The organism is Streptosporangium sp. NPDC051023 (assembly GCF_040689595.1).
In the GTDB taxonomy this organism is placed as follows: Bacteria; Actinomycetota; Actinomycetes; order Streptosporangiales; family Streptosporangiaceae; genus Streptosporangium.
Genome location: NZ_JBFBCE010000016.1, coordinates 1 through 12062 on the forward strand (window position 1 = coordinate 1; position 12062 = coordinate 12062).

General features: G+C 66.8%; 8 protein-coding genes and 1 rRNA gene. 2 read left to right on the plus strand and 7 right to left on the minus strand.

The annotated features are described in order from the left end of the window. Together AB0395_RS12975 and AB0395_RS12980 are read right to left on the minus strand one after the other, a co-directional pair. Positions 1-60: ribosomal RNA gene (locus tag AB0395_RS12975) — 16S ribosomal RNA — on the minus strand; the annotation flags it as partial. A gap of 590 nt (positions 61-650) precedes the next feature. Further along, positions 651-3236, minus strand: coding sequence for a valine--tRNA ligase (locus tag AB0395_RS12980; RefSeq protein ID WP_366280135.1), 2586 nt, complete (start codon positions 3234-3236; stop codon positions 651-653). Positions 3237-3317: 81 nt separating this feature from the next. Here AB0395_RS12980 and AB0395_RS12985 point away from each other — a divergent pair, with 81 nt between their 5' ends. Together AB0395_RS12985 and AB0395_RS12990 are read left to right on the plus strand one after the other, a co-directional pair. Next, complete coding sequence (locus AB0395_RS12985; RefSeq protein WP_366280137.1) at positions 3318-4052, plus strand: GntR family transcriptional regulator; 735 nt, start codon at positions 3318-3320, stop codon at positions 4050-4052. A gap of 11 nt (positions 4053-4063) precedes the next feature. Then, entirely contained in the window at positions 4064-5659 is a 1596-nt protein-coding gene (locus AB0395_RS12990) for a TauD/TfdA family dioxygenase (RefSeq protein ID WP_366280138.1), read from the plus strand. 382 nt (positions 5660-6041) lie between these two features. Here the strand turns inward: AB0395_RS12990 and clpX are convergent, their stop codons facing one another. The 5 genes from clpX to AB0395_RS13015 all read right to left on the minus strand — a co-directional run bounded on the left by clpX (position 6042) and on the right by AB0395_RS13015 (position 11989). Beyond that, the gene (gene clpX / locus AB0395_RS12995; protein WP_366280140.1) at positions 6042-7322 is read right to left on the minus strand and encodes an ATP-dependent Clp protease ATP-binding subunit ClpX; all 1281 of its coding nucleotides are present in this window, start codon (positions 7320-7322) and stop codon (positions 6042-6044) included. Between the two features lie 193 nt (positions 7323-7515). Continuing rightward, positions 7516-8160 (minus strand): ATP-dependent Clp protease proteolytic subunit, encoded by a 645-nt coding sequence (locus AB0395_RS13000; RefSeq protein ID WP_366280141.1) that lies wholly within the window; start codon positions 8158-8160, stop codon positions 7516-7518. 11 nt (positions 8161-8171) lie between these two features. Next, the gene (locus AB0395_RS13005; protein WP_366280401.1) at positions 8172-8765 is read right to left on the minus strand and encodes an ATP-dependent Clp protease proteolytic subunit; all 594 of its coding nucleotides are present in this window, start codon (positions 8763-8765) and stop codon (positions 8172-8174) included. Positions 8766-9492: 727 nt separating this feature from the next. Beyond that, positions 9493-10914 (minus strand): trigger factor, encoded by a 1422-nt coding sequence (gene tig / locus AB0395_RS13010; RefSeq protein WP_366280143.1) that lies wholly within the window; start codon positions 10912-10914, stop codon positions 9493-9495. A 208-nt stretch (positions 10915-11122) separates the two neighbouring features. Next, entirely contained in the window at positions 11123-11989 is an 867-nt protein-coding gene (locus AB0395_RS13015; protein ID WP_366280146.1) for a helix-turn-helix transcriptional regulator, read from the minus strand. Between the last annotated feature and the right edge of the window lie 73 nt (positions 11990-12062).

Sequence of the window (12062 nt, forward strand, 5' to 3'; positions counted from 1 at the left end):
TTGCATGTGTTAAGCACGCCGCCAGCGTTCGTCCTGAGCCAGGATCAAACTCTCCAAACAATGTTTTTTGAGTTCACCCCGGCTGAAAGCACCCAATTCACATGTGGGCACATCAACCAAAGGAATCCATCCCCCACACATCGTGTGGTTGGGACGGGTTGTGCTTCATGCACTGGCTTTTAACACACTGTTGAGTTCTCAAGAAACGGACGCGTTCACCATCCGCCCGACCAGATCAACCGGTCGGAGCTTCCGGGGCGCACACTTCCGTGTTTCAATCTTATCAGATCCGCCTAGTCCGTGTCAAACTGTCGCTTTTCGCTTCAGCCAACCCAAACCTGCCGGACCCGCTAGGATCTCGACTGCCCCGTCTCCGGAGCAACCCTTCCAACTTACTCTGACATCTGGCTTCTGTCCAATCCCTTGGATCTGCCAGATCTTCAGTGATCTTTTGGAGGGGTGTGCGGGATCTCGTCCCGCTTGAAGAACTCTAGCAGCCCACTCGGGCTGTCATGACCCACTTGCCGGTAACAACTAAGTCTTCCCTGGGTCACCGGGTTCCAAACGTAGGAGCCCGGGGTCAACGGACCCCGGGCTCCAGACAAACCACACGCGCGACGAACGAACCCTCGTAGGCGACGAACGCCTGCTCAGCCCGCAGGCAGCGCGGCGAGCTGAGCCGACAGCCTGGCGATGTCCTGGTCGGCCTGAGCCGCGCGGGCACGCACCTTGGTCACCACGTCATCGGGTGCCTTCGACATGAACTGCTCGTTGCCGAGCTTGGCCGCCACCTGGGCGGCTTCCTTCTGCGCCACGGAGAGGTCCTTCTCCAGGCGCTTGCGCTCGGCGGCCACGTCGATGGTCCCGGCCGTATCGATCTCCACCAGGATCCCGCCCACGTCTAGGCGCGCGGTCGCGGCGAACGCATCAGACGGCTGGTCCAGACGAAGCAGCGACCTGATCGCCCCCTCGTGCGAGGCGAGAGCCGTACCGGTGAGCGAGAGGCGTGCCGCGACCCGCTGGCCCGGCTTGAGACCCTGGTCGGAACGGAACCTGCGAATCTCGGTCACCAGCCCTTGAAGGGCGAGGATCTCCTCCTCCGCCGAGCGGTCACGCAACGACTCCTGGGCCACCGGCCAGGGGGCGACGACGATCGACGGACCTCCGGTCACCGCCCGCCACAGCTCCTCGGTCACGAACGGCACCAGCGGATGGAGCAGCCGGAGCAGCGCGTCGAGGACGTGTCCCAACACGAGACGGGTGTGCTCCTGCCCTGAGGCGATCTGGATCTTGGCGAGCTCCAGATACCAGTCACAGACCTCGTCCCAGGCGAAGTGGTACAGCACATCGGAGATCTTGGCGAACTCGAACTCCTCGAAGGCCGCGTCGACCGACGTGACGACCTCCTGCAGGCGGGAGAGGATCCACCGGTCGGCCGCGGTCAGACTCTCGACCGGCAGCTCGCCGACCGCGGCGCCGTTCATGAGCGCGAAGCGGGTCGCGTTCCAGATCTTGTTGCAGAAGTTGCGGGAGCCTCCGGCCCACTCCTCGCTGATCGCCACGTCGGAGCCGGGGTTGGCGCCGCGCAGGAGCGTGAAGCGGGTGGCGTCCGCACCGAAACGCTCGACCCAGTCGAGCGGGTCGACCACGTTGCCGAACGACTTGGACATCTTCTTGCCGTATTGGTCGCGGACCATGCCGTGCAGCGCGACGGTCTGGAAGGGAGGACGGCCCTCCATCGCGTAGATGCCGAACATCATCATCCTGGCCACCCAGAAGAACAGGATGTCGTAGCCGGTGACCAGGACGGAGGTCGGGTAGAACTTGGCCAGCTCCGGCGTCTTGTCCGGCCAGCCGAGTGTCGAGAACGGCCACAGCCCCGAGGAGAACCAGGTGTCAAGGACGTCCGGGTCCTGAACGTAGCCGGCGGGCGGCTCCTCGTCGGGACCGACGCAGACGACCTCGCCCGCCGGGCCGTACCAGACCGGGATCCGGTGCCCCCACCACAGCTGCCGCGAGATGCACCAGTCGTGCATGTCGTCGACCCAGTCGAAGTAACGCTTGGCCAGCTCCGGCGGGTGGATCCTCGTACGGCCTTCGCGGACCGCGTCACCCGCGGCCTTGGCCAGGGGGGAGACGTCGACGAACCACTGGAGCGACAGCCTCGGCTCGACCACGGTCTTGCAGCGTGAGCAGTGGCCGACCGAGTGGAGGTAGGGCCGCTTCTCCGCGACGATCCGGCCCTCCTGACGCAGCGCGGCCACCACGGCCGGCCTCGCCTCGAAACGGTCGAGCCCCTGGAACGGGCCGTGTGCGGTGATCACACCGCGCTCGTCCATGACCGTGAGGGACGGCAGCGAGTGACGGCGGCCGATCTCGAAGTCGTTGGGGTCGTGCGCCGGGGTGACCTTGACCGCTCCGGTGCCGAAGGCGGGGTCGACGTGCTCGTCGGCCACGACCGGGATGCGGCGCCCGGTCAGCGGGAGCTCGACCTCCCTGCCGATCAGGTGGGCGTAGCGCTCGTCGGAGGGGTGCACGGCCACGGCGGTGTCGCCGAGCATGGTCTCGGCGCGGGTCGTGGCGACGACGATCTCGTCCTCGCCGGAGCCGTACCGGATCGAGACCAGCTCGCCCTCGTCCTCGCTGTGCTCGACCTCGATGTCCGACAACGCGGTCAGGCAGCGCGGGCACCAGTTGATGATGCGCTCCGCGCGGTAGATGAGCCCGTCGTCGAAGAGCCTCTTGAAGATGGTCTGGACGGCACGGGAGAGCCCGGGGTCCATGGTGAAGCGCTCGCGGGACCAGTCGACACCGTCGCCGAGCTTCCTCATCTGGCCGAGGATCCGGCCTCCGGACTCCTCCTTCCACTGCCAGACGCGCTCGACGAAGGCCTCACGGCCGAGGTCGTGACGGGAAAGGCCGTCCTTGGCGATCTCACGCTCGACGACGTTCTGAGTGGCGATGCCCGCGTGGTCCATGCCCGGCAGCCACAGCGTCTCCTGGCCGCGCATGCGGGCCCTGCGGGTCAGCGCGTCCTGGATCGAGTGGTCGAGGGCGTGGCCGATGTGCAGGACGCCGGTCACGTTCGGCGGGGGCAGGACGATGCTGTACGGCTCGCGCTCGCTGCTCGGGTCGGCGGTGAAGTGCCCCTCAGACACCCAGCGCTCGTAGCTCCGGGTCTCCACGTCGGCGGGGGTGTACTGGGTAGGCAGCTCTGGCGTCGTCACGATGTCCAATTCTAGGGACGTCCGGGTAGTCGATGTCCCCAACTCCCAGGCTCTTGCAAGGTGTCTATACATCTTCTAGCCTATTCATACATGTCGCCCCTTTATCGGCAGCTCGCCGACGAGCTGCGCGCCCGCATCGCGGACGGGACCTATCCGCCCGGTTCCCGGCTGCCATCGGAGAGCGAGCTGGCGGAGCGCCACGGCGCCTCGCGGGGAACCGTCAGGCAGGCGTTCACGGTGCTGGCCACCGACGGGCTGATCTCCTCGCGCAAGGGGACCAGACGGCTGGTCCTGCAACCGGCGCTGGTGCAGAGCTTCAGCCAGCTGCACAGCTTCTCCCAGTGGGCGGCGTCGATCGGTGAGACTCCGGGCGGACGGGTGGTCGCGCTGGTCCGGCGCGAGCCGACGGACCTGGAGGCGGAGCGCCTCGACCTCGATCCCGGCTCCCGGATCTACCATCTGACCCGGCTCAGGCTGCTGTCGGGACGGCCCGTGATGGTCGAGCGCACCGCGTACGTCGAGCGGGTCGGCGCGCTCATCGGCGGGATCGACACCGACAACGAGTCCATCACCGTCCGGCTCCAAGAGCTGGGTGTGCTGTTCGCCCACGCACAGCACACCGTCAGCGCGATTCCCGCGGAGGCGGAGGACGCCCGGCTGCTCGGCGTCCGCCCCCGCACCCCCCTGTTGCGTGAGCTGCGCCGTACCACCGACCCGGAGAACCGGCCGCTCGAGTGGTCCGACGACCGTTACCTCGGCGACGCCGTCGCCTTCACCGTGCACAACTCAGTGCAGGCCAACACCCTCATCCGCTCCGCCTCCTAGGAGACCCAGGTATGAACGCCTCCCCCGCAGCACCGTCCCCTTCGGCGTTCCCCGCCGTCTGGCTGCGTGACAACTGTCCCTGCCCCGAGTGCCGTGACCCCCGCAACGGCCAGAAGCTGTTCGGTGTCACAGACCTGGATCCACGAATCGAGGTCGTCGGGAGCGACGGCTTCCTGGTGACCTTCAGCGACGGCCACGCGGCTCGGTTCGACCCCGCCTGGCTGGCCTCCCACGCGCTGGACGGCACCGTCCCCGACGACAGGACCGAGGACGCCAAGGCGTTGTGGGCCACGCTCACCCCGCCGGAGGGGAACTGGTCCCGTTGTCTCGCGGACCCCGCCCACATGCGGGAGTGCCTCAACGCGGTGCTGCGCACCGGCTTCGTGCTGCTGCGTGAGGTTCCCGTGGAACCTGGAGCGGTGCTGGAGGTCGCCGGAGCCTTCGGCTACGTCAGGGAGACCAACTACGGCAGGCTGTTCGACGTGCGGGTCGAGGCCACCCCGGTGAACCTGGCCTTCACCGGGCTGCCGATCACCCCGCACACCGACAACCCCTACCGTGATCCGGTCCCGACGGTGCAGTTGCTGCACTGCCTGTCCAACGCCGTTGAGGGCGGCGAGTCCGGGCTGGTCGACGGGTTCAACGCGGCCGCGCTGCTGCGCGCGGAGAACCCGGCCGCGTTCGAGCTGCTGGCCTCGACCCCGGTCACCTTCCGGTACGGCGACGCGAACACGGAGTTGACGGCGAGCCGCCCGATGATCGGTCTCGACCCGCTCGGCAGGATCCGCGAGGTGAGGTTCAACAACCGGTCGATGCAGCCGGTGCGGCTGCCGTATGAGCGGACCGAGGCCTTCTACGCCGCCTATCGCGCGTTCGCGGAGATCCTCAACAGACCGGACCTCCAGGTGAGGCTCCGGCTCGCTCCGGGCGACTGCGTGATCTTCGACAACACCCGGATCCTGCACGCAAGGACCGGTTTTACCGAGAGCGGGGACCGGCACCTGCAGGGCTGCTATGCGGATCTGGACGGTCTGGCGGGAAACCTCGCCGTGCTGCGCCGCAGGGAGGCGGTCGTGGATCACCTGCGGGCGTTGTTCGAGGGGCCGGGGGCGGACGACTATCTCGGTGAAGAGGTCAGCCAGGCGGCCCACATGCTCCAGGCCGCAGCGTGCGCGCTCAGGGACGGGGCCGCGCCGGAGCTGGTGGCCGCTGCGCTGCTGCACGACGTGGGGCACTTCACCGGGGAGATCAGCGGGCACGACCTGATGGGCGGCACGGACAACCGGCACAGCCACGTCGGTGCCGACTGGCTCGCACGGTGGTTCGGCCCCGAGGTGACCGAGCCGATCCGGCTGCACGTGGCGGCCAAGCGTTACCTGTGCGCGGTCGAGAGCTCCTACCACGACCTCCTGTCCGAGGCCTCGCGCTACACGCTCAGCGTGCAGGGCGGGCCGATGGGACCGGAAGAGGTGGCCGAGTTCGAGTCCGATCCGTACGCGCGGGACGCGGTACGGCTGCGCCGCTGGGACGACGAGGCCAAGGAGCCTGAGCGCGAGGTCGCGGGCTTCGGCGAGTACGAGGCGCTGCTGCACCGGCTGGTCCGGTAGGGCGCGGCGTCCCAAGGTCTTCCAGGGCGATCCTCCCGGGGTTTCCCAAGCGCATCCTGGTCCGCCGGCTCCGCGGTCCCGAACTCCCTGGATGAGCTCCGAACCTCCACAACGAGCTCCGGGGCCCAGAGCGGCAGAGGTCCGGCCCCAGAGCGGGGCCCGGGTCTAAGGCGAGATACCAACCTTCAGGACGAGCTTCGACCCAGACCCGCCGGATCCAGGCCGAGGTCTGGCCTCAGGCCGGAGTCCGGGGCCAAGGCAGGCTCTGGATCTTCAGGGTGACAGCTCTGGAGCAGCCGTCCCGGGACGACGACCGGAAAAACACGGAAACGGCGACGCCCCCGCGGGTTACCACCGCGGGGGCGTCGCCGTACAGACCGATCTATGCGGACTTCTCCCGCGGCGTGCGCTGCTGCTTGTTGAGCTGGTCACGCGGCACGAGAGTCGGGTTAACGTGTTCGAGCACCGACTCGCGGGTGATGACGACGCGCGCCACATCCTGCCGGGAGGGCACCTCGTACATCACCGACAGCAGGACCTCCTCCAGGATGGCGCGCAGCCCCCTGGCCCCGGTGCCCCGCAGGATCGCCTGGTCGGCGATGGCCTCAAGGGCGTCGTCCGTGAACTCAAGCTCGACGTTGTCCAGCTCGAACAGGCGGCGGTACTGCTTCACCAGGGCGTTGCGCGGCTCGGTGAGGATCTGGATGAGCGCCTCACGGTCGAGGTTGTGCACGCTCGTGATGACCGGGAGGCGGCCGACGAACTCGGGGATCATGCCGAACTTCAGCAGGTCCTCCGGCATGACGTCCCCGAAGATGTCGGAGGAGTCGATGTCGTCCTTCGAGCGGATGATGGCGTTGAAGCCGATGCCCTTCCTGCCGACCCGAGACTCGATGATCTTCTCGAGGCCCGCGAAGGCGCCACCGCAGATGAACAACACATTGGTGGTGTCGATCTGGATGAACTCCTGGTGGGGGTGCTTGCGTCCGCCCTGGGGCGGCACGCTCGCCGTGGTGCCCTCCAGTATCTTCAGCAGGGCCTGCTGCACGCCCTCACCGGAGACGTCCCTGGTGATCGAGGGGTTCTCACTCTTGCGAGCGATCTTGTCGACCTCGTCGATGTAGATGATGCCGGTCTCGGCCTTCTTGACGTCGTAGTCAGCGGCCTGGATCAGCTTGAGCAGTATGTTCTCGACGTCCTCGCCCACATAACCCGCCTCCGTCAGGGCGGTGGCGTCGGCGATGGCGAACGGCACGTTCAGCATCTTCGCCAACGTCTGGGCGAGCAGTGTCTTGCCGGAACCGGTCGGGCCCAGCAGCAGAATGTTGGACTTGGACAGCTCGATGCCGTCGTCACGCCCGCGCTCGCCGGACTGCACCCGCTTGTAGTGGTTGTAGACCGCCACCGAGAGCGCCTTCTTCGCCTGGTCCTGACCGATGACGTAGGCGTCGAGGAACTCGTAGATCTCCCTCGGCTTCGGCAGACTGTCCCACTTGAGCTCGGAGGACTCGCTGAGCTCCTCTTCGATGATCTCGTTGCAGAGATCGATGCACTCATCGCAGATGTATACGCCGGGTCCGGCGATGAGCTTCTTGACTTGCTTCTGGCTCTTCCCACAGAAAGAGCACTTCAGCAGGTCTCCCCCGTCGCCGATGCGTGCCACCCCAGATACTCCTTTGCGTGGGACCGCCCTGGCTGTCGCGGTCCGTTTCTTCCGACCGGCCCGATACCCGGTACGAAAAGTCATCCCGCTCAGGTTTCGACGTTACCGTCTTCTGAGCCCTCAGTGAGCCCCCTAGCGGCGAGTCGCACCGGAAGGTGCCCAATTGGGCACCGTTCCGGTGCGATGGGCCTCATTAAGAGGCTATGGCCTTGGCGAGCTTCTTGCGTGACGGGATGATGTCGTCGATCAGCCCGTACGCCTTCGCTTCCTCGGCATCGAGGATCTTGTCGCGCTCGATGTCCTTGCGGACGTCGGCGGCGTTCCTGCCCGAATGCCTGGCCAGGATCGACTCCATCTGCGAGCGCATCCGCAGGATCTCGCGCGCCTGGATCTCGATGTCGCTTCCCTGGCCACCGCCCTCGGTCGAGGGCTGGTGAATCAGCATACGGGCGTTCGGCAGGGCGAACCGCTTGCCCGGAGTGCCTCCGGCCAGCAGGATCGCCGCGGCCGAGGCCGCCTGACCGAGGCAGACCGTCTGGATCTCAGGCCGGACGAACTGCATCGTGTCGTAGATCGCCATCATGGCGGTGAACGAGCCGCCCGGCGAGTTGATGTAGATGCTGATGTCGCGATCGGGGTCGATCGACTCCAGCGTCAGCAACTGTGCCATGACGTCGTTGGCCGACGTGTCGTCCACCTGCACGCCGAGGAAGATGATGCGGTCCTCGAACAGCTTGTTGTACGGGCTCATCTCCTTCACGCCATACGACGTGCGCTCGACGAAGGAGGGAACTACATAGCGGCCGTTGATGTCTCCCGGCCGGATCAACTCACTCACCTTTTGCCCCTTCAGGAGACGGCGCCCGTTGAGGGCACCTGCCGAGCGCTGCGCACGACCTGGTCGATGAACCCGTAGTCCTTGGCCTCCTCGGCCGTGAACCAGCGGTCACGGTCGGAGTCGGCCTCGATCTGGTCGAGCGGCTGGCCGGTGTGGAAGGCGATGCGCTCCGCAAGAGTCTTCTTGACGTAGAGCATCTGCTCCGCCTGGATGGCGATGTCGGCGGCGGTGCCGCCGATGCCTCCGGACGGCTGGTGCATCATGATGCGGGCGTGCGGGAGGGCGTAACGCTTGCCCCGCTCGCCGGCGCAGAGAAGGAACTGACCCATGGAAGCGGCCAGGCCCATCGCGACCGTGCACACATCGTTAGGCACATATTCCATCATGTCGTAAATCGCCATGCCGGCGGTCACCGATCCGCCTGGCGAGTTGATGTAGAGCCAGATGTCCCTCTCGGGATCGTCCGCGGCGAGCAACAGCAGCTCGGCGCAGATTCGGTTGGCGATCTCGTCGTTGACCTGGGTGCCCAGCACGATGATGCGCTCACGCAGCAGCCGCTGGTAGAGCTGGTCTTCGAGCCTGAACGAGCCGTTCGGCTGGCTCATCGACTCGGGCCCGGAGCCGGTCGGCTGGTAGAAGGTCGGCGGGCTGGTCACAGCGTCACCTTCCGATGCGTCGTAATCGATTGGCTTTGCTTGTGACCTTAACGCGCGCCGCCTACCGGACATGCCCCCTCCACGTGCTGTTCGCTGACGGCGCATGCTCCCCGGAATGCTCCGGACCTCTTCCGCCAAGCCCGGGACCCGCTTCCCAGTCCCTGTCCACACGGCGTTTCCACGTCCGATCCCGCCGCGCGCCGTGACATCGGCGTCACGGGAGAGAGGTCCCGGGGCACCCGGGAAGTGAGGAGGCGGATGGGGCGTGTCCCAGAACGTGCGCGCCGTACGACCGGAGCACCCGGGAGAGCACTCTCGGAGGACCGCAACGAGAAGTCCGGCCGGAAAGAACTCCCAGGCAGGCAGGAGGACTATGCCGAGAAAACATGGAGCTCTGCCCAGGGCCCTGCGAGCGGGAGACCTGCCGGACACCTCACAGACCGATCCCGCTCTTCCTGCCGCGAACCCGCCACAACGTGCCGGGGCCGGCGTCTGCCCGCGTTCACGTGGGCGCTCAGCTCCACGCGACCGCTCATGAGATCGGCTTTTCAGCTCGGCGGGATCCGCGGGCCCGGGAGGAGACTCCGGCCGCCGGGAAACCCATGAGAGGCCGGGAAAAGACGACGCCTCCGCGGTGCCGGGCACCGCGGAGGCGTCGTGTGCGTCGCGGCGTGCCTTACTTGGCGGCCTCGTCGTCGGCCTTCGCGGCCTCGTCACCGGCGGTCTCCTCGGCGGAGTCCGCACCCTCCTCGTCCTCCTCGACGAGAGGCGCACCGTTGATCTCGGTGTAGATGGCCTTGAGGTCCACCTCTTCGCCCGCCTCGTCGGTCACCTTGGCCGCGTCACCCACGACGCTCTTGGCCTTGTCACGGACGATCTCGACCATCGCCAGCGTGAGCTGGTCGTTGTCGGCCAGGTGCTGGGCGAGCGTGTTGGGGGCGACGTTCATCTGCATGGCGCGGCGCACGACGAAGTCGGTCAGCTCCTGCTCGCTGACGCCGAGCTCCTCGGACTTGACGATCTTGTCGAGCACGAAGCCGGTCTTGATCGCCTTGGCGGCGCCCTCGTCGAACTCGGCGTAACGCTCTTCCTCAGTGGTCTGGTAGAGGCGGAAGTACGCCTCCTTGCTCAGGCCACTCTCGGCGATCTGGTGCTCGAGGTTGTGCTTGCGGTTGTCGACCTCCGCCTTGAACGCGCTGTCCGGGATCGGAATGTCGATCTTGGCGAGGAGGGCCTCCAGGGCGTTCTCGCGAGCCTGGACGACCTGGTCGATCAGCTTGGTGCGGCGCACCTGCTCGCGGACGCTGTCCTTGAGCTCGTCGAGGGTGTCGAACTCGCTGGCCAGCTGGGCGAACTCGTCGTCCAGCTCGGGGAGGACCTTCTCCTTGACGTTCTTGATGGTGATGGTCACCACGGCGTCCTCACCGGCGTTCTGGCCGCCGACCAGGCTGGTGGTGAACTCCTTGACGTCACCGGCGGCCATGCCGGCCAGCGCGTCGTCCAGGCCCTGCAGCACCGAGCCCGCGCCGACCTCGTAGGAGACGTCGTTGGCCTGCTGCTCCTCGATGTTCACACCGTCGATCGCGGCGGCCAGGTCCATGACGACGTAGTCGCCGTTGGCCGCGGGGCGCTCGACGCCGGTCAGCGTGGCGAAACGCTGGCGCAGACCGTTGAGCTGGGCCTCGACGTCCTCGTCGGACACCTGGGCGACCGGGACGGTGACCTCGATGCCCGCGTAGTCGGGGACGTCGAAGTTCGGGCGGACGTCCACCTCGGCGGTGAACTCGACCTGCTCGCCGTCATCGATCTTGGTGACCTCGATGTTCGGCTGGCTGACCGGGAAGATGTCGCTCTCGTCGACGGCCTGGCCGTACAGCTTCGGCACCGCGTCGTTGAGGGTCTCCTCCAGCACCACCGCGCGGCCGAAGCGCTGCTCGATGATCCGGGCCGGAACCTTGCCGGGGCGGAAGCCGGGGACGCGCACCTGCTGCGCGACCTTCTTGTACGCCGCCTGCAGGCTCTCGCCGAGCTCCTCGAACGGCACCTCGACAGTGAGCTTGACCCGGGTCGGGCTGAGCTCCTCGACAGCGGTCTTCACGGGGTGGTCTCCTTGATCAAGCTTCGAGTGATCGCGGGCGCGTCAAGTCGTACGGCTACCGCGGCAAGCTCGCGCGCCGCGCCCACATGAGCGGTACCGGGCACAGCCATCCAGACATGCGAGATTAGGGCATGCTCCGCTGTGGCGGGTGTCCAGCGCCGCTGGCCAGTCTAGGGCAGACCTGCACCTCGGAGCGACCGGCGCTTGTTCAGTTCTCCTTGATGATTCGTCGCAGGATGTCAGTCGTCTCCCCCGGAGTGGTGCTGACCGCGCACAACCGCTCCATGACCTCGCTGTAGCGGTCGACCTCTTCGCGTTTGTCCAGGTAGAGGGCGCTGGCGAGCTGCTCCACGTAAACCACGTCAGGAAGCTCGTTGTCCTGAAAGCGCAGCACGCTGAAGGCTCCGCCCTCAGCGCTGTGGCCGCCGAAACTGAACGGCATGACCTGAATCGTGATGTTGGGCTGGCGCATGAGGTCAAGCAAATGCTCCAGTTGCGCGCGTGCTACGTCCGCGCCGCCGATGGGGCGCCGTAGCGCGGCCTCGTCGATGACAGCCCAGAAGAACGGCCCGTCCGACCGTTCGAGAACCTGCTGACGCTGCATCCGCAGGTCGACGCGGCGCGCGATCTCCTCGGGGGAGATGCCCGCGCTGCCCGCGGTGATGACGGCGCGGGCGTACTCCTTCGTCTGGAGCAGGCCGGGCACGAACTGCACCTCGTAGGTGCGGATCCGGGAGGCCGCCTCCTCCAGGCCGACGTAGGTCTGGAACCACGAGGGCAGCAGGTCGTTGAAGCGGTGCCACCAGCCGGGCTCGTTGGCCCTGAGCAGCAGCTCCATGATGGCGGCCCTGGCCTCCTCGTCCTCGACGCCGTAGAAGGTGAGCAGGTCCGTGACGTCGCGCTCCCTCAGGCCGACCCGGCCGAGCTCCATTCTGCTGATCTTGGACTCGGAGCCGCGGATCAGATGACCCGCCTCCTCACGCGACAGGCCCTTGGCCTCGCGAAGCCGACGCAGTTGGGAGCCCAAGAGAATACGCAGAGCTGTGGGACCCGAGCCCGGTTGAACCTGCGTCACTTCGCCTCCCTCTGTACTTGGGCCAGCGCACACAGTGTCACCACTTCCAGGCGCCATGACAAGGTCTCAACTC